This is a genomic window from Cyanobacterium sp. HL-69 (assembly GCA_002813895.1).
In the GTDB taxonomy this organism is placed as follows: domain Bacteria; phylum Cyanobacteriota; class Cyanobacteriia; order Cyanobacteriales; family Cyanobacteriaceae; genus Cyanobacterium.
Genome location: CP024912.1, coordinates 2,001,841 through 2,026,668 on the forward strand (window position 1 = coordinate 2,001,841; position 24,828 = coordinate 2,026,668).

The window sequence follows — 24,828 nt, forward strand, 5'->3', positions numbered from 1 at the left end:
GGAGTTTAACCATGGCATTATACGCCGACTTACATCGTCATTTAGGGGGTTCAGTAGTACCCCGCATTCTCTGGCGTTATTTCCAACGTCATAACCCAGATTTGGCTCAAAAATATCCTCAATATAAAGAATTTGAAGATTTTTACACGAGGGAAAGAAATACCCTTGAGGAATATTTAGAATTACATACCCTTGTGGAGAGTGTCCAAAATATTGATACTCTCCCTTATTTTATTTATCGTCTCATTCGTGGGGCTTATATTTTTGAAAATTTAGCCTATTTAGAAATTCGTTACACTCCCTATTTACGCACTAACCCTACATTGCCTGAAACCGAGAGAATAGAGCAAATGAAAGCCATTGTGGAGGTGGTAGATAAGGCATCGAAGGTGAATGAATATCCCATCGTCACCAGCCAAATTTTGTGTATGCACACTAGATTATCCTATGAGATAAATAAGGCTATTGTGGATTTAGCCGCCGATAATAAGCATCAAATATGTGCCATCGATGTGGCTGGGGGAGATAAACTATATGGAGAAAAAATGGATGAGTTTGTCAAACTGTATAAATACGCCCGTAGTAGGGACATAAAAACCACTGGACATTTATATGAAACGCCCCACGGTTGCTATCCCGAATTATTACCATACCTTATGCGTATTGGTCATGGTATTCAAATTCCCCTTCAATATCCTGAACTATTACCAGAGGTAGCTTCCCTTAATCAATGTTTAGAAGTATGTCCTACTACCTATGTTAAAACAGGAACTCTTGATGAGTTAAAGCAATTAAAAACAGTTTTTGATCGTTGTTTTGAGGCGGGGGTTGACATTGCCATTTGTACTGATAATGCGGGATTGCATAATGTGCGTCTTCCTTTTGAGTACGAGAATCTTTTAACCCTCGATATAATCGATTTTAAACAACTCCAAGCCTGTCAGGATGCGTCCTTTCGTCATGCCTTTGCATGGCCCTATACTCAACCCCCTAGTGCTTTACTGGTGGGGCTAATGGGCGATCGCACTACCCCCATAGCAAAAAAAGAAAAAACCCTCATGAAGTAGTCAATCAGAAAATAAAACACCAAAAATCAGGAACTCAGGTGATCAAAACGTAGTCAAATGAGATAACTTTGAATAGAGAAAAAATTACTAAATTTGACAAATTTTAAATCAATTATGCTTAAATCCTCACTACCCATAAAACTTGCTACCCTTGCTTTAACCTCCATTTTAGGTTTGATTCCCATGGATTTCGCTAAAGCTGGAATTTTTGAAGAGATGGAAGTTGACCAACAAAACTTTATCGCCGTAGCTCAACCTTTTGGCGAAGATAACAGATTAAATTTGATTGTGGTTGAGCAAATTCCAGGGCAAAATACTTGCTGGAGTGAAAATGGGTCTAATCCTACCAACGTAGATTTATTATTAATCAACTTTGACTTTAGCGGACATTGTCGCCGTGCCACCGATGCCAATGGTTATTCTATTCGCTATGAAGGGCAAGATTTAGGGCTAGACTATCTTTTAACTTTTGTCAAAAGAGAAGGGCAATTACATCTAATTGGTTTCAATATGCGCGAAAATAAACGCATTAATGTTGGTACTGTAGGAGAATACAACGATCAAGCCATGCGCGTTAACCTCAATCCAGGTTGGCAATTTTCCAGAAGAAGTTATCAAGGTAACGCTTTAGGTCACGTTTATTTCAGTTATACTGCCCCCGAAGAAACCGTAGAGCAAAATATGACCGAACCTGAGCCTGAAATGAACCAAACTCCCACCGAAGGACAAATTAGAGACATTGTCGCTCCCTCCGAGGAAAACCAATCCATCAGAAATACATATTCTCAACCCCAAGCCCAATTAAATCAATCTTCTCGCTTCTCCATGCAGTCTCGCTTTAGTAGATAGAAATTTAGAAGTGTTTTCTTTGTAATATTTAATTGTCAATTACCCTTTCTTTAGCTATTGTTTGATCAGTATCCTGTTGATGTATGCTGATTGAGCAATAGCTTTTTCATTTAATATTAAACCACATTAGAAATGCTAAAAAAAATTTTGTCTTTCGGTTTCTCTTTTTCAATTCTTTCTGCCCTGACTCCCCATGTATGGGCTGGAAACATTATGGAACAAATTAAGGAAACAGGGGTAATTAGAGCGGGTTATCGTCCTGATACCGTCCCCTTTGCCTTTGTGGATGATGACGGAAAACCCATAGGATATGCCATCGAATTATTAGAGTTGATTAAGGAAGAAACCGAAGCTAGATTAGGTAAACCCATCGAGTTAGAGTTAATCAAAATCACCCCTAGCAATAGATTTGAACAAATAACAGAAGGAATTATTGACATCGAATGTGGTTCGACTACTATCACTTGGGAAAGAAACAAGTATGTAGATTTTTCAGCTAGTTACTTCGCTAGTGGTACTCAAATGATTGTTAATCGAGGTAGTCAGTGGGCTAATGCAGAGTCTCTTGCCGGTGCTAAAATCGCTGTAATTCCTAATACTACCAATGAAACGGCCATTCGTAATTTTGCCCCTGATGCAGAGTTTATCTTTGTGGAAAGTGAGGAGGAAGGATGGCAAATGGTTCAGGATGATGAGGTGGTAGGTTTTGCTGGGGATGGCATTTTGTTACAGGCACTCAAGGGAGAAGTTTCTGATTCTGCTGATTATGAAATTGTGCCTGAGTTTCCTTATATGATTGAATCCTATGCTTGTACCTTACCTCTAAATGAGTCTGAGTGGCGCAATGTTGTTAATTATAGTTTGGTGCAATATATGCAAGGGGTTGTGGTGGGTGTACCCGAATCTCAGGCTTTATACTCCCGTTGGTTTGGGGTGAATGGGGTTACACCTTACCCCATTGAAACCATGGCGGATTATTTTCAAGGTATCGTCAATGGTTATCAGTGGATTCCTATTGAGGGAAGGTATTAGGGAATTAAGAATGAAGGATTAATATTTGTTGCAAGTCATTTTACTTGTTCTTAGTAATATTGTATCAATAGATAGCTGAGTAGGTAGGCATTATTAAATTGATCTAGTTAAGGGGTATTTAGCCCCTTCTTAATGGAAATTGTAGTTAGATAAAACTTGATCATTAATTTTGCAGATCCATTTATTAAAGTACAAATATTAGTAAATATAATGAATAATCAATTATTTTATGGGGATAACTTAGAGGTTTTAAGAAGACATATTAAAGATGAGTCGGTAGATTTATGTTATATTGATCCGCCGTTTAATTCTAAGCGCAATTATAATCAAATTTATAACAATATAGGAAAAGAAGATCGCGCCCAAGCTCAGGCTTTTATTGATACTTGGACATGGGATGATTTGGCTAATATTGGTTTGGCGGAAATTAAGGAAAATTATTATGGTAAGTTTACAGCGCAAGTGATAGCTTTAATTTCTGGTTTGGAAGCGGTTTTGGGTAAGGGAAGTTTGTTTGCTTATCTGGTTAATATGACTCTACGTATCACGGAAATTCATCGAGTTTTAAAACCTACAGGGAGTTTTTATCTTCATTGTGATCCTTCTGCTAGTCATTATTTAAAGTTAGTTTTAGATGCTATTTTTTGCTCTCAAGGTGGTGATTTTTTAAATGAAATTATTTGGTGTTATGGAGAACGTTGTTTGTCAAAAAGATACTTTAATAAAAAGCATGATGTTATATTTTTATACTCAAAACTAACAAATAATCACATATTTAATTATCAAATAGTGGCTGATGAATATTCTGAATCGACAAAAAAAAAATTTAGATATATTGATGAAAATAATCGCAGATTTAGATTAAGAGGAAGAAATGTTCCAGAAGCTGGTAACTTAAGACGAAAAACGGATATTCCTTTAAAATATGAATGTGAGTTTACCTATCGACAGTATCTTGATGAATCTGATGGTGTTTTAGCAAAAGATTGGATTGAATTGCCATTTATTAATCAGATGTCTAGAGAAAGATTAGGTTACCCTACTCAAAAACCAGAAGCATTATTAGAAAAAATAATCAAAGCCAGTAGCAATGAGGGAGACGTAATATTAGATGCTTTTTGTGGATGTGGTACAACCATCGCTGTAGCCGAGAGACTAAATCGCCCATGGATAGGCATTGACATCACTTATCAAAGTATTAGTTTAATTTTAAAACGCCTTGAGGATAGCTTTGGCAAAGGAGTTTTAGATAAAATTACCTTGAATGGCATTCCCAAAGATATGGAATCGGCCACGGCTTTGGCATTGAAAAAAGATGACCGCACCAGAAAAGAATTTGAAAAATGGGCGGTTTTAACCTACACCAATAACCGTGCAACTATTAATGATAAAAAAGGAGCTGATAAGGGTATTGATGGCATCGCATTTTTTGATGGGGGAGAAGATAAACCAGAAAAAATTATTATTCAAGTAAAGTCGGGCAATGTAAAATCGGGTGATATTCGAGATTTACAAGGAACAATGAGTTTAAATGAAGCTAGTTTAGGAATATTTATTACTCTTAAAAAACCCACAAAGGCGATGATTACAACAGCAAAAGAAGCGGGAATTTATCAAAGTAAATTCATGAATAAGCCTGTGGATAAAATTAGTATTGTAACTATAAAAGAAATTATTGAAGAACAAAAACGTCTTGACATCAGATTAGTGTTAGAGGTTTTGAAGTCTGCTGAAAAACAAAAAGAAACTCTTGATAATCAAGTCAAGATTAATTTTGATAATTAAAAAAATATTGTGTGTGCGGATTACCCTAATATTTTATACTTGTCAAGGGATTGTTATTGATTGTTACATAAGTTAATATGGAAGATGTAATCAAGCAAAGGAGCTTGAAAAAATGGCAATTTTAACTTTATCATTAATGGCGATCATGGTCTGGATCTGTGCGATCGCACTTTTAACTGTATCCTCAACTAACGGGGAAAGTTTAAAAGGATTGGTGCAACCATGGCAACATCAAGACACTGATTATGCTCTAATACCTATCCCTGTAGAAACAAGAAACAGAGCAAATTTTAACCAACGTAGGTAAAAATTTAAGGTGCGCTGGATATTACAGCCTTAGAGTGATGGGAAGATAAAAGTTTTATTATCAATTATTCATTCTCAATTATGCCTCTGGATGACGTACAAAAGGTAATGAAATCACTTCCCCTTCCACCTCATTCACCATCACTTTTAAGCCCTCTCCCCCCGCTTTGGTGCGAATATAACCGAGGGCAAATATTCCTTCTGGGGTGTCGCAATGGCTGGTAATAGTACCAACCTTCTCTCCATTGAGGGTTATTAACTTACTTTCGCTCAAATTTACAGGGGAAGCGAATTTGATACCCCATAATCTTTGTTTTACTCCCTTATAGGTATTTAACCTAGCGATGGTTTCTTGCCCAATATAACAACCTTTATCAAAAGAGATAGCATCCCATAACCCAGCTTCAAGGGGATTATAGTCGGTGGTTAATTCATGGTTAGGTTTAGGTTTACCTTGCATAATTCTTAGTTTTTCATAGGCTTCATTGCCAATGGGGCTAACTTTTTTTTGGCTAAGTTTTTCCCATACCCTAGGGGCGTTGTCTTGGGGAATGATGAGGGTATAGCCTTTTATTTTTAAACTACTACTATTTATTAAGGTTAACTCAGTGTCGTCAATGTTGATATCATGATGGCTAAATTCGGGGCTATGGAGTTGAGATTCTGTCGCCCATTCTGCCAAAATTTCGGGGCTTTTTTCTCCTATGAGGGTAAAAATTGCATATTTTCCTGTCAAGTCTTCTAATTCGACTTTGTCGAAGGGAAAAATATATCTATCCATCCACTGCATTAATGGCTGATTTTGTTGAGGAGATGTTAATATTAATAATTCTTTTTCTTTTACTATAACGGTTACTAAATCGATGGTTCTTCCTGTAGAATTGACGAAAACACTTATTGCCCCTTCTCTATTTTTGAGAGATTGAATCTTATTTGTGGTTTGATTATGAATAAATGAAAGTCTATCTTCCCCTGATACTTTTATTAAACCACCACAAGTGCGATCGCAAAGCGCCACTGGGTGGTCGCAAAGTGCCACTTCTTGAAATGCTTGATTAACTATAGTGGAATCATTATTAAAAGTTGAGGGAGTAGAGTCTGATTCAGAAAAAATTGCTCCCTGAGCCTTTTGTAAATCTTGTAAACTTGTCATAGTGTATCATAAAGAATTAATCTACAGCCATTATAACAATAATGAGCTATCAAGAATATCTAAAAATAATAAAAAGTCAGCTTTTATAACTTAGAAAAAACAACCTTATTATTAGCTATTATATATAATAATTATGATTACAATAAAAAACTTAATAATACCAATAATTTATTATTAAATACTTAAAATTACTTGATAGGTAGGTTGGCAAAATTAACTATAGCTCTTATTTGATTAAGACTCTTATGAACAAGGGGTTTAAACCTCTTGCCTAAATCGATTTAATTATGCCTACTTACTTAATCAACGATGATTCACAAAAAAAATAATGCTAAAAACCATGATAACTGAACTTATGAAATCCAAATTATATTTCTAATAACATAGATAATCAAATACTATTTTTTATTTGTAAGAATATATTACATTACTCAAAACTGCTTGAATAAAACTAACTTGAAACATATACTATTTATTCTTCCTTATCTTAGCCTAGGGGGTACTGAAAAACAGGCTTTTAGCTTAATAGAAAAATTAATTGATAAACATGAAATTTCTTTATTAGCTCCCGAAGGAGAAGGTAAACTAACCTTTATGACACTTCCCATCAAACAAAAAGAATTTACCCGTTGGGATTATAATTTTTTCAAAGGATTTTGGGAACTCTTTAGAGCAGTAAAGCAACTGAATAATCAAAAAAAAATAGACCTTATTCATATTCATGGAGCCCATGAATTAATGATTCCCATTCGCCTAATTTTAGGCAAAATTCCCATGGTTTTTACTGTCCATGGTTATCATGGTTATAATGCAAATATTAGTTATAGATTAAGTTGTTTGCTAAGTAATATTTTAGCCAATAATGTGATAAGTGTTTGTGAAGCAGAGTTTAATATTCTGAAAGAATTAGGGTTAAATGAGAAAAAGTTAAATTTAATTTATAATGGTGTAAATAAACCAGTTTTAAACTCAGAAATATCCCTCACCTATATTGATAAATTTTCTTTAAATCCAGAAAAAGAAATAATAATTGGTACAGCGGCTCGTCTTAATGAAGTAAAAGGATTAACTTATTTATTACAAGGATTTGCCATAGTAAATACGCATTTATTATCAAACAATGATGGATTAAATAACAACTTAAAATTAGTCATTGCAGGTACAGGAAAATTAGAAACTGCTTTAAAAAAACAAGCAAAAGAATTAAAAATTGATCATCAAGTAGTTTTCGCTGGTTATATTAATGATTTACCCAATTTGATGTCCTTATTTGATGTATTTGTATTACCATCTTTGCAGGAAGCGGCTAGTTTAGCTTGTATAGAAGCCATGTCTTTAGCAAAACCCATTATTGGCACTTCTGTGGGCGGTATTCCTGAGCAGGTGTATGATAATGTTAATGGTTTTATTGTTGAGCCTCGAAATCCTCAGCAGATTGCGAATAGTTTAATTCAATTAATTGAAAATCCTTCCCTGCGAGAAAAGTTTGCTAAAAATAGTTACTTACGTTATCGGGAATATTTTGATAGTGAGGTGATGGTTCAAAAAACTGTGGAGTTGTACGAAAAAACCATTAATTTATGATTATTTTGTTGACATAACATTCAAATTATTGCATATGAGGCGATCGCCCTTACTAACATACGATAGAGGTACATTAATATTACATCCCCCCCCAAAAGGGAAAGCATGGATAGACTTTGCCACTTGGGATGACAGAGTTGAGAAATTTCGTATTCCAGCCCATCAATATCGCTCATTGATAGAAAGCCTTGAAGAAAATCAAATTAACTTTATCGATGATGCCAAAGAATTTAGCACCCTCGACATCGAAGCCAACCTTACCCTAACCCCTTACGCCCATCAACAAGAAGCCCTTGAAGCATGGAAAAAAGCCCAAAGACAAGGGGTTGTCGTCTTGCCCACCGCCGCAGGGAAAACATACTTGGCACAAATGGCGATCGCCTGTACTCCTCGCACTACCTTGATATTAGTACCCACCCTCGACTTGATGCACCAATGGTATGCCCAAATGGAAAACGCCTTTCCTAACATTGAAGTAGGCTTACTGGGGGGAGGAAGCCATGACAGTAGCCCTATTTTAATCGCCACCTACCACAGCGCCGCCATCCATGCCAAACATCTGGGCAACCAATACGCCCTGCAAATTTTTGATGAATGCCACCATCTACCCACCGACTTTTTTAAAGTAATCGCCGAAGAATCTATTGCCCCCTACCGTTTAGGGTTAACCGCCACCCCCGAAAGAGGAGACGGAAGCCATAGTAAATTAGATACCCTTATCGGAAAAGTAATCTATCGCAAAACCCCCGAAGAATTATCAAAAATTGCCCTGTGTGAATACGAAATTATCCCCATCAAAGTAACCCTCACCCCCGAAGAAAGAAAACAATATCAAGAAGCTATCCAAACTCGCAACGACTTTCTCAAAGAATCCCATATCTATCTTTCCAGCCTTGAAGGGTGGCAACAATTTGTGATGGCTAGTGCCAAATCTGCCCAAGGAAGAAGGGCGATGATAGCCCACCGACAAGCAAAGGAAATCGCATCAGGCACCAATGGTAAACTGAAAGTATTAACGGAGTTAATTAGTGAGCATTATCCCGATAGAATGCTAATCTTTACCAACGATAACGCCACGGTTTATCGCATTTCCCAACAGTTTTTAATCCCTGCCATCACCCATCAAACTCCCGTAAAAGAGCGCCACAAAATCTTAACAAAATACAAGGAAGGAGACTATCGAATTATTGTGGCTTCCCATGTACTTAATGAAGGGGTTGATGTGCCTGATGCCAAGATTGCCATAATTTTATCAGGTACAGGGTCAACTAGGGAATATATTCAACGATTAGGGCGTATTTTGCGCAAAGCTAATCAGCAAGAAAAGTTAGCGAAGTTATACGAAGTGGTAGCGGAAAACACCAGCGAGGAAAAAACCTCTAATCGCCGTCAAGAAAAAATGAAAAAATCGAAAAAGCAAGGGGAAGTGATACCCCTATCCTATGGCAAGACTAAAAACAGCGGAAATTTTAAAGCAGCGGAAAAAAAAGATAATCCCATGGACAATTAATCGTTATGAAGTAATAAAGGGCGATCGCCATATAGAAATTGCTCTTTTTGCTAGGTGTTGTTGTCGCCTACTCAGACTATCAGGATTCCATTCTTCTGCTAAAATCTTTTGGGTTAAACTATAACTACTTTTTTGATAAAAATCCTTTTTAAAAGAATAACTTTTATTACCAATTTCACGGTTAAAATGAGGTTCTAGTAGAGTCATATTTCCCAAACGATAAACCATTTCTTCCATTTGGTTATCCGTAAAAAACTCCCCCCATTCAACAGAAGGAGACTCGGGTAAAATATGCTCAATGGAAAAACTATCCTCATCAATATTTAATCCTGAAATATCATTTTCCAACTTACAAAAAATATACTTAACTAACTTTTTTCCTTGCCCCCTAGTGGATATAGTCATAATAGAAAAATCTTGACTAAATTTATCATCCGATACATAAATCGAGCGCACCTTATCAAATACTTGCCGAGGGTTATTAATTTCTTTTTTGTTAATGGCTACGGCAACTTGATTATAAATTTTTTCTAACTCATTAGGATTCAAACCGCTAACTACGTTATAACGAAAAGAAACTACACAAATTAATTTTAGTAAACGGGTGAAATTTTCTGGAGAAAAGCTATGGTAGGCGGCAAACAAAACAGGATAGGCTTGTTTTACCCTAAACAAATTTAATTCACGGATATAAACACAATTTTCAGGGGTATCAATCCAAAAATCATCATAGGGATTACCTAATGCAATAAACAAACCGCCGTAGTTTTCCAACTCATCGAGTAAAGTAAAGGCTTCTTGAGGAGTTGTAACCCATTCACGGACAACTTTAAATAGTCTCTCCCGTCTTACTCTAATTTTTCTTGTACTCAGATAGTAGCGCAGAAATTCGGGAAATTTTGCCATGGGTACTGTATTAATGATTCTTCGCCATTGTCTTTGGGCTTCTTGTAAATCATCTGGCCCTTGGAATAGAGAAAATAGGTAATTTTTTAATAAATCCGTGGCACTTAAATCAATACCTCTAGCATTGAGAGTCTCAAAAACTGTATAAGCATTTAATTCGTCTTCTACGTTGATTTGAATAAATAATAACTTTTTCGCAATAATATCTGTGAGGAATTCCGTGAGGTTTTCACCCGTGGCAGTCACCGCCATTAATTTTCCTAACTCAGTACTAAAATAGTCGAAAGCACCCCAGAGTAATTGATTTGATTTTGAGAGACTTCTTAAATTACGTGGTTTTCTTAAGTTAATTAAATTACTTTGATAAAAGTCATTATTACCTTCATTTAATAGTATTTTACTAGAGTAACGGAGCGATCGAGGATCTTTATCTCCTAAATAAGTACGCCTTAAAATTTCTTGTCTTTCTTGATTGGCTTCCTTATCTTTCTGGGCTTGAATTAAATTGTTGATTTCCTGAATAACGCAGATAACAATAATACTTAGGGTAGCTAATCTTTGCTGACCATCAATAATTTGAAATTCTTTATCGGAAGTAGCTATATTTTGAAGGACGATCGCCCCCATGTAGTGACTAGCTTCAGGATTATGATAAAGTGTTAGTATATCCTCCCATAAATCTTCCCAATTTTCCTTTTGCCAAGAGTAGTTTCTTTGAAATAAAGGTACTCTGTAAATTTTACCATTCCCTAGTAAATCTCCGAAACTACTGGTACGAGTATCAAGAAGGTTGATTTGTCCCATGGTTAAATGATATTGTCACCTATTATCAAAACGATTACCTTTTATCAACTTATCGTAATTAACGTAGAGTCAGAGGACGAATATTATTACGATACTCCCCTTGATTTAAACCCATACCTTGATTCGCACTGTTACTGGGAATTTGTTGATTGAGGGCGACAACTCTTTCTCCTGCACCAGGGTGGGTACTTAGAATATTTGCCCTTCCGCCCCTATCAAGTTTTTGCATAAAATCAGGCATTGCCCTCGGGGCATAACCAGTTTCAGTAATTATTCTTAAACCGAGGGTATCGGCTTCTAATTCATCTTGACGGCTATTGGGTAAACTGACGGCAGCGGCAACTCCTAGTTGTACAATTTGGGCATTACCTAATCCTGCGGCACTCAATAATCCTTGGGTTACGGCTTGTTGACGAATTTGTTTTTGGGAGTGTTTGGCTACCACATGGCCTATTTCATGGCCGATTACACTAGCCAATTCCGCTTCGTTGGAGGCGGTGCGTATTAATCCTGTATTGATATAAACAAAGCCGCCCATGGTGGCAAAGGCGTTAATTTGGTCATTATCTACCACAGTAAAAGTATAGGGCAAGTTGGGGCGATCGCTCCTTTTTACTAATTGTTGTCCAATGTCATTTACGTAGCGATTAACGTTTTGATTTCGATATACCTTTACTCTGCCACTATTTATTAACTGTTGACGCATCTGTCGCCCATATTCTACTTCTTGAGTATCGGAAATATTACTGATTTGGATGACTTGAATACCCCGCAAAAATAACTCTCCCCAAGGGAGGGCATAACTAACGGTAACGTTATTAAAAATAACGGTGAGGGCAACGGTGATAGATAGTATTATGTGGAAAAAACGACGTTTCATGACTTTGTGGAGAAAGAAAATTATGATATGCTTTCGACTCAGCAAACTAAGCCTATGGTTTTAGACGGCACATACTTCTAATTTGTTTCATCTTGTGGTAAAGAACTTTTTAGAAGTAATAAGAGCGATAATGGGTTTTAGTATATGATAGCAGTCTTATTCTTATGATCGATCGCACTTTAGAACCAGAAGTAATGGACAGTGAAGAGGAAGCCCTTGAGTATGATTCCATGGATTTTACCGAGGTTAACCGAGATTTCGCCCAGTTAGCGGCTAATGTAGCCCCACAGCATAGTTTTGTTTTGGATTTAGGCACGGGAACAGCCAGAATACCCATAATATTTTCACAAATGCGCCCCGACTGTCAAATAAGGGCGATCGACTTAGCCCCCTCCATGTTAAAAATAGCCCAAAAAAATATTGATTTAGCCCATAAAAATCAACAAATAAAACTAGAATTAGCAGATAGTAAAAAACTAAATTATCCAGACCAAACCTTCGATGTAGTCATGTCCAATAGTTTAGTCCACCACATACCAAATCCCCTTGATTTATTCCAAGAAATTAACCGAGTAATCAAACCAAAAGGAAAAGTAATTATCCGAGACTTGTTACGCCCTGCATCCTCCCCAGAAGTTATGGACATAGTCGCCCAAGCCAACCTAGACTATAGCCCCAGACAAAAACAACTGTTTGAAGACTCCCTCCATGCAGCCCTGACCATCGCAGAAATCAAAACCATTATCCATGAGCTACAATGGCAAAAAGTCAACATTTATCAATCATCCCCTAGACATTGGACATTAGAAAAAACCTAGGGAACTTTCATGAAAAATAATCGTCCATAAATCACTATTTAAAATTGCCTAAAGATTCTAATATCTTTCACTCCTATAAATGGATTTTATGTAAATTTTGCTCAACCAAATAACAATTATTTTGTCGTCATAAAAAAATATATTCAACCTTGAGGAAATCTAACTATGTGGAATAAATATACTCAAATTTTCGGCTCTCTCGCAATATTAATAGTTCTTGCTTACCCCACCTATGATGTGATGAGGAATTTTGCCAATGAAAGGGATGGTCGTATGCAATCAACCAGCTATGAGTTTTCTCGCTACCTGAGAGACAGAGGAATTATATAGGGTAATAAGGTGCTAGGGGTTAACAATTGTTGTTTGTTGCTCTAATTATCCATTATCCATTACCAATAAACCTGCTAAAATTAAGCCTTGTATGTAGATGAGTGCAAGGAAAAAAGAACGTGAAAGTATTAGTAGTGGGTAATGGTGGAAGAGAACACGCTTTGGCATGGAAGTTGTTACAATCTCCTCAAGTAAAACAAGTTTTTTGCTCTCCTGGTAATGGAGGCACTGCCACCCTAGCCAATTGTCTTAATGTAGGAATTGCCGTGGATGATTTTACTTCCATGGTGGATTTAATCAAAAAAGAAGCCATCGATTTGGTGGTAGTAGGGCCAGAACTACCTCTATCTTTGGGCATTACCGATTATCTGAAAGAACATAATATTAACGTTTTTGGGCCCGATAAAGCGGGGGCAACCATCGAGGCGAGTAAGTCTTGGGCTAAGGATTTGATGGTTAGTGCCAATGTACCTACGGCAAAATCAGCTACTTTTACCAGTGCAGAGGAGGCGAAGGAATATATTACTCAAGAGGGTGCGCCCATTGTGGTAAAGGCTGATGGGTTGGCAGCAGGAAAAGGGGTGGTGGTAGCTATGACCCTAGGTGAGGCGTTAGGGGCTATTGATGAACTTTTTGCCCAAAAGTTCTCTACGGTGGTGGTAGAGGAGTTTTTGACGGGGCAGGAGGTGTCTGTTCTGGCTCTCACTGATGGGCTTACTATTCGTCCTTTGATAGCTGCCCAAGATCATAAACAGGTGGGGGAAGGTGATACGGGGGCAAACACTGGTGGTATGGGGGCTTATGCTCCTACTCCCTTGGTGAATGCCCAAATGAGCGATCGCATTTACACAGAAATTTTGCAACCTACCCTCAAGGCATTACAGGATAAGGGCATTGACTATCGGGGAGTGTTGTATGCCGGATTGATGATTACCCCAGAGGGTGAACCCAAAACCCTTGAATTTAACTGTCGTTTTGGAGATCCTGAAACTCAGGCGGTGTTACCCATGCTCAAAACTCCTTTATTTGATGTGCTTTTGGCTTGTGCCGAGCAAAATTTGGCTTCTTTACCTCCTTTTGAGTGGCACGAAGGTAGTGCGGTGTGTGTGGTGGGGGCATCAGCTGGTTATCCTGGGAGTTATGAAAAAGGGAAGGAAATTTCTGGGGTAATGGAAGCACAAAGCACAGGGGCGACGGTATTTCATGCAGGTACAAAGTTAATGGATGATCGCCTTATAACCGATGGTGGTAGGGTATTAGGGGTAACTGCCATGGCTGATGATTTTCAAGGTGCGATCGCCTCTGCTTACCATGCCATGGATAAAATCTCTTTTGAGGGTATTTATTTTCGCCGTGACATTGGACACCGCATTATGCGCAATTGACAATTAATATAGTATTTCTCATAGTTATGAGATATGTCTATTATGTCCAAGTCCCCCTTATGATACCAAATCCGATTAATAGAGTTTACTATTATTCACCGTGTAACAATTGACAATAAATAATTACTATCCGTTCCCCGTTCCCTGTTCTCTGTTCCCCGCCCTAATTAGTATATTATTGAAACGGGATTTAGTATGAAGGGGGATTTAGGGGGATCATCTTGCGTAAGTCCTGTAACTTCTAATTAATGGAGGAAGAAAAAATTAATATTACAGTTAATGGTGAAACTCACCACTTTGAAACCAATCTGCTTTTACTGCAACTTCTGGAGATCTTAAAATTTAATCCTCGTTTAATTGCCCTAGAGTATAATGGGGAAATTCTCCATCGTCAATATTGGGATTCTACCATGGTACAAGATGGCGATCGCCTTGAGGTGGTAACTATTGTGGGAGGCGGTTAATTTTTTGCATTAGTTGGTAAATGCGATCGCCCATTTCCTCCCATTTTCCTGCCCTCACCAAATCCGTGGGAAATAAGTCCCCAGAAAGCCCAACGGCGATCGCCCCTGCATCAAGGAAATCAATAGTTTCAGCCATGGTTACTCCCCCCGTGGGAATCAAGGGAAACTGATTCATGGGGCCTTGCAAACTTTTGATATAGTCCACCCCTCCCAACGCTTTTACAGGGAAAACCTTAACCGCCCTTGCCCCTCCATCGAAGGCGTTGATAATCTCGGTAGGGGAAAGAGTACCAGGGTTAAAAGGGATATGATGGTAATGGGCAAAGTTGAGTAAATCTTGGTCAAAATGAGGACTAAAAGCAAATTGGGCTTGGGCTTCTATGGCATTTTTTAACTGTGCCATGGTCAAAATTGTACCTACTCCCACATAACAATCAGGGAGTGTTTGGCGTAGGTGATAGACTAATCTTTCTGGCTGATAACTATTCCAAGTAACCTCGATTAATTTAATACCTCCCTGCGAAGCAATGTAAGCCATTTTTTCCCCTATTTCTTGACTGGAAGCCCTGATAACAGCAATGAGACGATATTGTTTGAGAAGGGAGAACCAACAGTCGAGCATTAATTTTTTAGTGGTTAGAATTGATTATTATTCGACAATCATTAATAATGAGTAAGAAAAATGCAAATATTTTGCACAAAAGAGCATTATTCACCAAGGTAAAACAACAGTTTATTATTTAATTACTGTCACTCTTTAACACATCATCAATCAACAAGGAAGGGATAGCGTGAAAATACTGGTACTAGCATGGGAATTTCCGCCGAGAATAGTAGGGGGCATTGCTCGTCATGTAGCAGAATTATATCCTGAAATTGTTCAATTAAATCATGATATACATTTAATTACCGTCGAATTTGGTAGCGCCCCAGCTTACGAAAAGGTAGAAGGACTCAAAATTTACCGTGTGCCCGTCGCCCCCCATGATAATTTTTTTGAGTGGGTAAAAAACATGAATCGCAGTATGCAAAGTCACGCCCAAAAATTAATTAATAATATGGGTACTTTTGATTTAATCCATGCCCATGATTGGTTAGTGGCAGAAAGTGCGATCGCCCTTAAACATCAATATAAAATACCCTTAGTAGCCACCATCCACGCCACCGAATACGGCCGACACAATGGCATCCACAACCAAACCCAAGCCCACGTATTTTATCACGAAGCCAATCTTATATACAACGCATGGCGAGTCATCGTCTGTAGTAACTATATGCGCCAAGAAATCCATCAAGTTTTCCATTGCCCTTGGGATAAAATTGACATAGTTTATAACGGCATCAGAGCCGAAAAAAAGCAACATCCCCCCTACTTCGATAAAATGGAGTTTCGCCGAAAATATGCCGCCGATGACGAAAAAATAATTTACTATGTCGGCAGAATGACCTATGAAAAAGGAATTCAAGTATTATTAAATGCCGCCCCCCAGATTTTACGAGCCACAGGGGGAAAAGCAAAATTTGTTATCATTGGCGGAGGTGATACCCATGCCATGAAAGTTCAAGCAGGAAGACTAGGCATATGGGATCGATGTTATTTTACAGGATTTATGTCAGAAGAAGATCTCAACAAATTTCAAACCATCGCCGACTGTGCCGTTTTCCCCAGTTTATACGAACCCTTTGGCATCGTTGCCCTAGAAAGTTTTGCCTCAAAAGTGCCTGTAGTGGTTTCCAACGCAGGAGGATTACCCGAAGTAGTACAACACAACAAAACAGGCATTACCACCTATGCCAATGATTATAACTCCCTTGCTTGGGGAATTTTACAAGTATTACAAAACCCAGACTATGCCCAAATATTAGTCAAAAACGCCTATCAAGATTTAAAAGATAGATTTAGGTGGGGCGACTTAGCCAAGCAAACAGAAGCAGTATATACCCATATTTTAAAAGAGCGTCGCCAAATTACTTGGGAATAATTACGGTTTGAGTTCCACCCTCATTAAGGGGGGTCATGTATTAATGAGGAATTAAGAGGCGATCGCATCAAGCAAACCCAAAACATTACGGCAACCATGGATATTCATCAAAATTTGGTGGACGTTTTTCCAAAAATGCCTGTTTACCCTCAGCCCCCTCCTCCGTCAGATAATAAAGCAACGTCGCATTTCCAGCCAACTCCTGTAACCCCGCTTGTCCATCACAATCCGCATTAAAAGCTGATTTGAGACAACGAATGGCAATGGGGCTTTTCGCCAAAATTTCCCTAGCCCAATCAATCCCCTCCGCCTCTAATTGCTCTATAGGTACAACCTTATTAACCAAACCCATATCAAGGGCTTCTTGGGCGTTATATTGACGGCACAAAAACCAAATTTCACGGGCTTTTTTTTGCCCCACTACCCTAGCCAAGTAACTAGCCCCAAAACCACCATCAAAACTACCCACCTTTGGCCCAGTTTGCCCAAAAATAGCATTATCCGCCGCAATGGACAAATCACAAATAAGATGTAAAACATGACCACCCCCAATGGCATACCCTGCTACCAAAGCAATCACCACCTTGGGAATAGTACGGATTAACCGTTGCAAATCCAGAACATTAAGACGAGGCACCCCATCATTACCCACATATCCTGCCTTACCCCGCACACTTTGATCGCCCCCAGAGCAAAAAGCATATTTACCATCAGTATGGGGCCCAGCGCCCGTTAACAATATTACCCCTACTTTTTGATCTTCCCTAGCATCACAAAAAGCATCATATAATTCAAATACCGTTTGTGGACGAAAAGCATTACGTTTATGGGGACGATTAATAACTATTTTTGCAATTCCTCCCTGTTTAAAATATAAAATATCGTGATATTCCTTGACCTTTTCCCAATTAAAATTCATTACTTTTAAATACTAATAGAACTCGGTTTATCATAACTAGCAATTATCCGCCGACAGCCCGACTCAGGTTGCGCCCATTGATTGACATATTCATTAGGATTTCCCCAACATAAACCCAAATATACCTCATCTTTTCCTGTATCAAGTTCCGCCCACTCCGCTTCTTGATACAATTCCTCTAACTGCTCGGAAGTTAACTCATTTTCCCTATCTTCTGATAAATAATATTTCATATCCTCCGTTACTTCGTGCCAAAAATCTAGTACCGAAGACTTAGCCCCCACCAAAAAATCCTTATCTCCCTCGATCGCAATTAATTGATTATATACTTCTGGAAAACTAAAACTTTTTCCCTTAAAAGTAATCTTTCGTTTGATTAAACCAGAAACATTATTCTTTTCTTGATACTCATGAATTTGGCGACGAAAATCTCTAAAAATAAATACTCGCCCCGTTTTATCCATATCAAGAGCCTTAGAAACAACGGGATTATCTAGCTTTTCAGAGGTATTAAAAATCAATCTTTTGCCACTCCAAGTGGCCTTCAATTCCATTTCTAAAAAATCAATTAATTCTTTAGTGCTGTAAGTCATCGGGTTAATTAGTCTAATTAACTGGAGGTAAAATTGTGTTTAGGAGAATAAATTAACCATATCACCTTTAGTGAAATCTGTTAAAGATAACAATGTGATACCAGATTCTGGGGTGACACTGGCTCTAATTTCTTGGGTATTATAACCCCAGGAGGCTAAAAATAATCTTATTCCTGCCAAGTCTGGTTGTTGACGTACTCCCTCTAATGCTTCCAGTCTATCCTCAATAAAGCAAATATCAGTAGGTTTAACTTTTTCTTGGTCTAAAATTACCCTCAGACTATCGTATTTTTTTCTTTTTTGTTCCTTGCCCCAAAAGGTTATTTTATCTGTGTCAATGTCTTGACTTGCTAATAATTTTTTAGCAAAAATTCCTTCTTTAGTGGTAATGATAAATATTTTATAGTTTTTATAAATAATTGCTTTTATTACTTCTACAATGTCATCATAAAAATTGTGTAACCTTAACCATTGCTCAATATTATTATTAATTTGATTTTGTCGAACTAAGTCTAATTCTTTGGCTATTTGTTCTTTGGTTATATTATCTTTTTTCATAATATCTTTAACAACATTCTGCCAATTATTAAATAAAAATTGTTTATTCTTTTCCATTTCAATAGCTCGAAAAATTAACGGCATTTCCCACCCAGTTTCGATGGTAGGACGTAAATATTGAAAAACTTCTTGGCTATACTCTAAATTTTTTACTTTACTCTTCCAAATTATTTCGTAAGTCAATCTACTACTATGGAAATATTCTGCCATGCCATCACAAATGACCCCATCAAAATCTAGTGCTAAGATTTTATTCATAAGATATTTTAGTTTTTATTTTTTTATTGTAAATTACCATGAATCAAGAAATACATGAGTCTATAATTAATTCTTTAACCAAAGAAACTTTAACGGATTTAAAAAAACAAATTACGAGAATCGATAACTATTTGATGGTTATTTTTTCCCTAGTAGTAATTTTGTTAATAATTTCAGGATACTTAAACCATAATCAGGTACTAAAAATTGTTTTTCAGTCTATAGAAATGAGTTTATTATTTGCTTTGTTAATTGTCTGTGTTGTGGGGTTATTTCAATATAGGTATGAATATTTTATTTTTAGTGATTTACCACAGGATACTCAAAGTGTGATAGTAAATGAACAGTATGTCATTAAATATTGGCAAGAGGAGTTATGGAAGTTACACAGAGTTTATCAAAGAAAAAACAGTTGTCTTAATAGTGCCTATATCTTAATGATTATCTCAACTATATTTTTAACGATCAACATATTTTTAAGTTAGTTTAATTGTTGGTGATGGTACTATTACTCGAAAAAAAGTCAAGATAGATAAAACTTCATGGCAACTTGATAGGGTTACAAACGATACCATGTTCCCTTCTCTTTTTCTTTTAAAATGAAGGATAGAACAAGGTCACAAAAAACATGAAAATAAAGCAATTTCTTTTTTTTACTTACTAACAATTATGGAAGAATAACATTAGTTTCACAACTCAGGTATATTTACTTACATATATTTCCCAGTACATAAACACCGCTAATATAATAAAGTTATAATAAAGATACATACTATATGACAAAACAAAACATATAGACCATAACAAGATTCAAGCAACACTTAGTTGTAATAATCATTATTTAAATTATTAAAAAAAACTAATCACATATCCTGATTACGATAATTAAATACAAAACTAAATAATTATTAACTTTTCTTTTCAACTACTATTAATACTAAGCCAAGCGGAGTAATAAATGCTATGTCCCACAAACCACCCGAATCATCCTTAAAATCCCTATTCTGGCTATGGCAGAAAAGACTAGGACAAAATAACCAAGAAGCAGGAAACACCCTCATTATCGCCATTTCCCTGGGAGTTCTGCTCATTGGTGCCACTAGCACCATGATTTTTACCTCTAGCAGGAATAGAACCAACGTTGCTTCTGATGAAATGTCAGTCAGGGCGCAAGAAGTTGGAGAACTAGGCGTAACAAGAGTTCATGATTTTATTGCCAGAAACTCTAGGTTAGCAGAATATCCCAGAGCCTTAGAAGATGTAGAGTCGATATTAGATAGTGATTCGGAGTGGGTAGAAGATTGGTCAAGTATTAGTACTTCAAGCGCAGTAGAAGGAGTTTACCCCAACACTTCATCATCAAATCAAACTTGTACAAATGTTGTTAACTCCTATAGTTCCTCAACAAGCACCCCTGATAAAATTCAATCGTTTCAGAACGGTCAAGCAGTAAATCCAGATAAAATTAATCAGGGTGGATTCGAGTTATTAGGATATGTGATAAAAAAGCCGGGAGGAGAATTATTTGTTAGTTACCAAGAATTACAAAATGCCAGAATAGGGAAAAATCAAGGCGATACCTATGCCTTCGGGGAAATGGTTATTAGAAGTTCAGTCAATCCCAATGCCACTTCCACATCAAACTTATTTACCAATAATGACTCTAGTAGATCACAAGGTCAAATAAGAGTAAGTTTTCCATTAGTCCAATCAGATCCCACATCTATTGAGTTTCCTGGAGTTTGGATTAGTCAGCAAAGTATATTATCTCCGACGAATAGCCAAATTGATGCGACATTACTTGCGCCAAGTTGCGATAATATTGGCTTAAATATAATTCCAGGAAATGATGTCATTCTTTCAAAAGCAACCTTTCCTCCATTGCCCCCCGAACCAGTAGGCGATCCAAAATACTATGATCTAGGCGATTTGACTAATAGTATTACCTTACCTCGTACCAGTGACTTACCAATGAGAACTGAAACTGTGAGTCATGATGGAACTAACTACGATATAAAAGTGTATGAATACAAAGTTAATAGCATTAACTATAACGGAGGAAGTACATTAAAAATTATTCCAGGCAGAAAGGTTGTTCTTCACTTACATGGTAATGTGTCTTTGGGAGGCAGTCAAACCATAGAGAACATCTGTACTAACAGCACTGGTTATAGTTGTAACACTAGCACTAACGTTGTCACTTACACTTCTTCCGCTGAAACAAGTCTTTATCGCAATTCTAATCTAGTAATACTAGGGCGTAAACAAAGAAACCCTAGCGTAGATGACGTTACAGAACCCAATATCTGTTTAAGTGGTGGCGCTCAAATTTTTGGCTTTGTTTTTGCCCCTGATTATGCCGTAGGTGCAGCAGGTACGGGTGCTGGAAATGGATTTATTGGGGCAGTCTGGGCAAGATTATTTAATCCCCCCAGCACTTGTGGTTCTAACACAGGTCAAGTAGTAGCAATTCAAGAAATAGATAGTTGGGATATGCTAGGTATGGGTACAAGTTTTGTCCCAGGTAACTTACCGCCTAGAATTGAAACTATCTCACAATGGCAACGGGAGGGATTGAATTAATATGAGTAATAATAATTTGAAAATAATTCAATTACAACTTTTATCAGGGTTAAAAGCGAAAAATAACCACTCGGGCTTTACCCTAATCGAAGTCCTTGTCACCATCCTTGTGGTTACAGGATTTGTCCTCGGCTCACTCCAAGCAGTGGTACTCGCTACCTTTTTCCGAGTCCAGGCCCAAGATAAAAACGAAGCCCTGAACTGGGTTCAGCAGGACTTAGAATTAATTCGTTATCAGGCTTTTAGTTTAGATATAGATCCCGACAATCCTGAATCTAGTCTAACTTTATCAAGAAACGATGCTTGTACCAACTCAACCTATGGAACAAGACTAGAAGATTTTATTGATGGTAATTACCCCGAAAATCCTGCTAATCCGATAAGTGTCAATGGCAAAAATTATCGAGTTTTCCGAACATACACACCTTCTGGTAACACATTAGTTATAAACCATGTAATAGCTTACGCTCCTGCCAGTAGTGGTTTTGATGCTCATCCTCGTTATAATTCTAGTGCAAGTTATAGCACTGCTCCAGATGAAGATAACCCTAATCGTGTAACAACCCTATCAACGGAGGTAATACCAGATGCTGCACTTAGTTGCGACTAAACTTAAACTAAAAAATCAAGACCCTCAAAAAGGCTTTACCCTAGTAGAAATAGTTGCCATTTTAGTAATTATTGGCATCGGTAGCGCACTGGCAACCCCCAGTCTAATCAATTCTCAGCGCCAAGATCGAGTAACTCAAACTTTTAGACGAGTAACTTCGGCTCTTAAGGAAGCCCAAATTAATGCAAATAGACTTAGTACAGATTGTGACGTGACTATTAATGCAACTTCCGTTAGTGCCAGTCCTGCAGGTTGCTTACTAGAGACTGTTACTTATGATTCATCAATTGTTAACGTTTCATCCACGGCAGGAGCTTTACCACAAACGATAAACTTTGATTTTCGAGGTGAAACCGAAGTTGCTGATATACAAACTATAAGATTTTTTCGCCAAGATTACAGTAGTCCCCCTAGTGCGATTTCAGGTACAGGAAAATGTATTGTAATTTCTAACACTTTGGGCATGATACGCACGGGTAATATGACTCCCGTTGATGGTAATGCGGATGATTGTGATAATCCTGAAAATGCCCGTTATGATGACAGCAACCCTTAATTAACTTTTCTCAGTGTTGGCAGGTTTGATCACCCCTGCCTTCATAAGAGGGGAACACAAATAAACTTCAAATTCTATGAAATGAAAACCGACTCTATCTTTTACGAACTATTCTTAAATCTTCCTGATAGTCTATTCTCCCTGCTTGGGTTATCCCCCCAATTAGCCAAAGAATATCAGTTTACATCTCAAGAATTAAAACAACTCGCCAAAAGGATAGACGGACTTTTTCTCCCTCTCAATGATGATAAACCCATCTATTTTGTGGAGGTACAATTTCAAAAAGATGATTCCCTTTATCATCGGTTATTTACTGAAATATTTACTTACTTAGGGCAATACAAACCACCGCAAAACTTCTGTGCAGTTGTTATGTGGGCAAAAAAAAGTTTAGATATATCCCTACCACCCTATTATCAAGAATTTCAAGACTCAGGTAAATTAACTGTCATATATCTTGATGAATTAAACTCAAACACCACTGATAGTATTGGAGTGGAAATTATGAAACTAATTATCGCTCCACAATCTCAGGCAAAAACCCAAGTAGAAAAACTGTTTTCCATAGCCCAAAAAGCGGACAACTCAACCACAAAAAACCAAGATATTATAGAACTATTAGAGAAAATATTAACCTACAAATTTAGTAATTATTCTAGGGAGGAATTGGCAAGAATGTTTACCCTATCAGACTTCAAAAAAACTCGTTTTTATCAAGAAACCTACGCTGAAGGCAAAATTGATGCAAAAATATCTAGTATTCCTAACCTGTTAAAACTAGGTTTAACCGCCGAACAAATAGCCCAAGCCCTCGAATTAGATATTGAATTGGTTAAGAAAATAGCTGGAAATGAGCAAAATTAATCGGGAGTCTTTTTCTCTCCTCTCCCTTGGGAGAGGGGTTGGGGGTGAGGGCAAAACCAACGGTATGATATACCCCCAAGTTTGGAGGGAGAGCTTAACGAGAATATGATTATTTTAATAAAAACAAAATCTTAAATTTAAAACCATGAAAAACTATAAACTTTTACTCAAACTACTACAGAAACGAAATGATCTAGGAATCACCCTCACAGAATTATTAGTGGCGCTCGTTATCAGTGGTATTGTTTTAACCGCCACTACCAGTGGTTTTATTAATATCTTAAGAGCGAATCAAAATGTCAATTCCAAAAGTGATCAACTTACTTCTTTATCAAGAACTCTAGTTTATATACAAGAAGATATTAAACAGGCTATCTCGGTTGAAGCTACTTCTGCTACCGCAGGAGGAGAGTGTGACAGTACAGATGTTGATTCTGTGAACTGTTTAAAATTAACTTATGCTACCACCAATAATGATGATGGTAGCGGTGGAATTATTCCTAGTTGTGACGTACCAGATGCAATTACTTACTACGGTTATCAAGATATTAGCAGTTCAGACTCTATTTGGTTCAAACCAGGAATTTTACGAAGAAAAACGTTTACTAAAGTCCGTGATGATAAAACTACTTCTGATAGGAGTGATGATACTTGTAGTGTAGCCGAAAGTAATTGGATTACTGTTGCTGATGGTTTGATTAGCGTCAATGAAGATGATCCCACTGATTTTCCTATTGATTTTCCTACTCCTGATGGCACGATCGCATCTGATGATTTTTGTAGTCAGAATGATACAAATTGGACGGGAAGTGACGCAATTTATGGGGCTGATAGTTCGGGGTTTGGAGGTTTTCGCTTTTGTTTAGAAGAAAATAACGACGAAAATCGCCTAGTAAGAATTTTCTTGTATGGAAATATAATTAATGGCGATCCTATTCAAGTTGATGTTGTCACCTTTGCCCGTGCGGGACAGAATTAGGGACTAAAAGTTTAGTTTTTTTTAATAGTTGCTATCTTATTAGGTAAGCATTA

General features: G+C 37.3%; 25 protein-coding genes. 18 read left to right on the plus strand and 7 right to left on the minus strand.

Features of this window, described 5'->3' with window-relative positions:
• The first annotated feature begins 11 nt into the window (after nucleotides 1–11).
• From AA637_RS09185 to AA637_RS09205, 5 genes are all read left to right on the plus strand, one after another.
• On the plus strand, nucleotides 12–1,067 hold the full coding sequence (locus AA637_RS09185; RefSeq protein WP_446682507.1) for an adenosine deaminase: 1,056 nt from the start codon (nucleotides 12–14) through the stop codon (nucleotides 1,065–1,067).
• A gap of 114 nt (nucleotides 1,068–1,181) precedes the next feature.
• A complete protein-coding gene (locus AA637_RS09190; protein ID WP_446682508.1) occupies nucleotides 1,182–1,916 on the plus strand; it encodes a DUF3747 domain-containing protein in 735 nt (244 codons plus the stop codon).
• A gap of 132 nt (nucleotides 1,917–2,048) precedes the next feature.
• Nucleotides 2,049–2,948 (plus strand): amino acid ABC transporter substrate-binding protein, encoded by a 900-nt coding sequence (locus AA637_RS09195; protein ID WP_446682509.1) that lies wholly within the window; start codon nucleotides 2,049–2,051, stop codon nucleotides 2,946–2,948.
• A gap of 210 nt (nucleotides 2,949–3,158) precedes the next feature.
• On the plus strand, nucleotides 3,159–4,733 hold the full coding sequence (locus AA637_RS09200; RefSeq protein ID WP_446682510.1) for a DNA methyltransferase: 1,575 nt from the start codon (nucleotides 3,159–3,161) through the stop codon (nucleotides 4,731–4,733).
• Nucleotides 4,734–4,845: 112 nt separating this feature from the next.
• Nucleotides 4,846–5,040 (plus strand): hypothetical protein, encoded by a 195-nt coding sequence (locus AA637_RS09205; protein WP_446682511.1) that lies wholly within the window; start codon nucleotides 4,846–4,848, stop codon nucleotides 5,038–5,040.
• A gap of 78 nt (nucleotides 5,041–5,118) precedes the next feature.
• On the opposite strand, the gene ygfZ is transcribed toward AA637_RS09205, so the two are convergent.
• Nucleotides 5,119–6,192, minus strand: coding sequence for a CAF17-like 4Fe-4S cluster assembly/insertion protein YgfZ (gene ygfZ / locus AA637_RS09210; protein ID WP_446682512.1), 1,074 nt, complete (start codon nucleotides 6,190–6,192; stop codon nucleotides 5,119–5,121).
• A gap of 456 nt (nucleotides 6,193–6,648) precedes the next feature.
• Here ygfZ and AA637_RS09215 point away from each other — a divergent pair, with 456 nt between their 5' ends.
• Both AA637_RS09215 and AA637_RS09220 read left to right on the plus strand, forming a co-directional pair.
• On the plus strand, nucleotides 6,649–7,776 hold the full coding sequence (locus AA637_RS09215; RefSeq protein ID WP_446682513.1) for a glycosyltransferase family 4 protein: 1,128 nt from the start codon (nucleotides 6,649–6,651) through the stop codon (nucleotides 7,774–7,776).
• A 34-nt stretch (nucleotides 7,777–7,810) separates the two neighbouring features.
• Nucleotides 7,811–9,286, plus strand: coding sequence for a DEAD/DEAH box helicase (locus AA637_RS09220; RefSeq protein ID WP_446682514.1), 1,476 nt, complete (start codon nucleotides 7,811–7,813; stop codon nucleotides 9,284–9,286).
• Between the two features lie 3 nt (nucleotides 9,287–9,289).
• Here the strand turns inward: AA637_RS09220 and AA637_RS09225 are convergent, their stop codons facing one another.
• Both AA637_RS09225 and AA637_RS09230 read right to left on the minus strand, forming a co-directional pair.
• Nucleotides 9,290–10,996 carry a DUF262 domain-containing protein gene (locus AA637_RS09225; RefSeq protein WP_446682515.1) on the minus strand — a complete coding sequence of 569 codons (1,707 nt, stop codon included), beginning with the start codon at nucleotides 10,994–10,996 and terminating at the stop codon, nucleotides 9,290–9,292.
• A 58-nt stretch (nucleotides 10,997–11,054) separates the two neighbouring features.
• On the minus strand, nucleotides 11,055–11,876 hold the full coding sequence (locus tag AA637_RS09230) for a M48 family metallopeptidase (RefSeq protein ID WP_083260411.1): 822 nt from the start codon (nucleotides 11,874–11,876) through the stop codon (nucleotides 11,055–11,057).
• 167 nt (nucleotides 11,877–12,043) lie between these two features.
• Between AA637_RS09230 and AA637_RS09235 the strand changes: the two genes are divergently transcribed.
• The 4 genes from AA637_RS09235 to thiS all read left to right on the plus strand — a co-directional run bounded on the left by AA637_RS09235 (nucleotide 12,044) and on the right by thiS (nucleotide 14,873).
• Nucleotides 12,044–12,694, plus strand: coding sequence for a class I SAM-dependent methyltransferase (locus AA637_RS09235; protein ID WP_446684563.1), 651 nt, complete (start codon nucleotides 12,044–12,046; stop codon nucleotides 12,692–12,694).
• Nucleotides 12,695–12,859: 165 nt separating this feature from the next.
• Nucleotides 12,860–13,024 (plus strand): hypothetical protein, encoded by a 165-nt coding sequence (locus AA637_RS09240; protein WP_446682516.1) that lies wholly within the window; start codon nucleotides 12,860–12,862, stop codon nucleotides 13,022–13,024.
• A gap of 119 nt (nucleotides 13,025–13,143) precedes the next feature.
• Nucleotides 13,144–14,409, plus strand: a complete 1,266-nt coding sequence (gene purD, locus AA637_RS09245; protein ID WP_446682517.1) for a phosphoribosylamine--glycine ligase — start codon at nucleotides 13,144–13,146, stop codon at nucleotides 14,407–14,409.
• A 248-nt stretch (nucleotides 14,410–14,657) separates the two neighbouring features.
• Complete coding sequence (gene thiS, locus AA637_RS09250) at nucleotides 14,658–14,873, plus strand: sulfur carrier protein ThiS (RefSeq protein WP_446682518.1); 216 nt, start codon at nucleotides 14,658–14,660, stop codon at nucleotides 14,871–14,873.
• On the opposite strand, the gene AA637_RS09255 is transcribed toward thiS, so the two are convergent.
• Nucleotides 14,854–15,495 (minus strand): bifunctional 4-hydroxy-2-oxoglutarate aldolase/2-dehydro-3-deoxy-phosphogluconate aldolase, encoded by a 642-nt coding sequence (locus tag AA637_RS09255; protein ID WP_446682519.1) that lies wholly within the window; start codon nucleotides 15,493–15,495, stop codon nucleotides 14,854–14,856. The two genes, thiS and AA637_RS09255, sit on opposite strands and share 20 nt — an antisense overlap.
• A 169-nt stretch (nucleotides 15,496–15,664) precedes the next feature.
• On the opposite strand from AA637_RS09255, the gene AA637_RS09260 reads away from it, so the two are divergent.
• A complete protein-coding gene (locus tag AA637_RS09260; protein WP_446682520.1) occupies nucleotides 15,665–16,855 on the plus strand; it encodes a glycosyltransferase family 4 protein in 1,191 nt (396 codons plus the stop codon).
• An 85-nt stretch (nucleotides 16,856–16,940) separates the two neighbouring features.
• Here AA637_RS09260 and menB read toward each other — a convergent pair whose 3' ends face one another.
• Genes menB through AA637_RS09275 form a run of 3 tightly spaced genes read right to left on the minus strand, consistent with a single transcriptional unit; the run spans nucleotide 16,941 to nucleotide 19,183 of the window.
• Nucleotides 16,941–17,774 carry a 1,4-dihydroxy-2-naphthoyl-CoA synthase gene (gene menB / locus AA637_RS09265; protein WP_446682521.1) on the minus strand — a complete coding sequence of 278 codons (834 nt, stop codon included), beginning with the start codon at nucleotides 17,772–17,774 and terminating at the stop codon, nucleotides 16,941–16,943.
• 5 nt (nucleotides 17,775–17,779) lie between these two features.
• Nucleotides 17,780–18,367, minus strand: coding sequence for a hypothetical protein (locus tag AA637_RS09270; RefSeq protein ID WP_446682522.1), 588 nt, complete (start codon nucleotides 18,365–18,367; stop codon nucleotides 17,780–17,782).
• Between the two features lie 39 nt (nucleotides 18,368–18,406).
• A complete protein-coding gene (locus AA637_RS09275) occupies nucleotides 18,407–19,183 on the minus strand; it encodes an HAD family hydrolase (RefSeq protein WP_446682523.1) in 777 nt (258 codons plus the stop codon).
• 38 nt (nucleotides 19,184–19,221) lie between these two features.
• Here AA637_RS09275 and AA637_RS09280 point away from each other — a divergent pair, with 38 nt between their 5' ends.
• The 6 genes from AA637_RS09280 to AA637_RS09305 all read left to right on the plus strand — a co-directional run bounded on the left by AA637_RS09280 (nucleotide 19,222) and on the right by AA637_RS09305 (nucleotide 24,775).
• Nucleotides 19,222–19,668, plus strand: coding sequence for a hypothetical protein (locus AA637_RS09280; protein ID WP_446682524.1), 447 nt, complete (start codon nucleotides 19,222–19,224; stop codon nucleotides 19,666–19,668).
• 478 nt (nucleotides 19,669–20,146) lie between these two features.
• Nucleotides 20,147–21,766: a hypothetical protein gene (locus AA637_RS09285; RefSeq protein ID WP_446682525.1), complete on the plus strand. Its 1,620-nt coding sequence runs from the start codon at nucleotides 20,147–20,149 to the stop codon at nucleotides 21,764–21,766.
• A 1-nt stretch (nucleotide 21,767) separates the two neighbouring features.
• Nucleotides 21,768–22,376 carry a type IV pilus modification PilV family protein gene (locus AA637_RS09290; protein ID WP_446682526.1) on the plus strand — a complete coding sequence of 203 codons (609 nt, stop codon included), beginning with the start codon at nucleotides 21,768–21,770 and terminating at the stop codon, nucleotides 22,374–22,376.
• Nucleotides 22,354–22,932 carry a pilus assembly FimT family protein gene (locus AA637_RS09295; RefSeq protein WP_446682527.1) on the plus strand — a complete coding sequence of 193 codons (579 nt, stop codon included), beginning with the start codon at nucleotides 22,354–22,356 and terminating at the stop codon, nucleotides 22,930–22,932. Before AA637_RS09290 ends, AA637_RS09295 begins: the two co-directional genes overlap by 23 nt.
• A gap of 81 nt (nucleotides 22,933–23,013) precedes the next feature.
• Nucleotides 23,014–23,796 carry an Rpn family recombination-promoting nuclease/putative transposase gene (locus AA637_RS09300; RefSeq protein WP_446682528.1) on the plus strand — a complete coding sequence of 261 codons (783 nt, stop codon included), beginning with the start codon at nucleotides 23,014–23,016 and terminating at the stop codon, nucleotides 23,794–23,796.
• 145 nt (nucleotides 23,797–23,941) lie between these two features.
• Complete coding sequence (locus AA637_RS09305; protein ID WP_446682529.1) at nucleotides 23,942–24,775, plus strand: PulJ/GspJ family protein; 834 nt, start codon at nucleotides 23,942–23,944, stop codon at nucleotides 24,773–24,775.
• Nucleotides 24,776–24,828 lie beyond the last annotated feature (53 nt).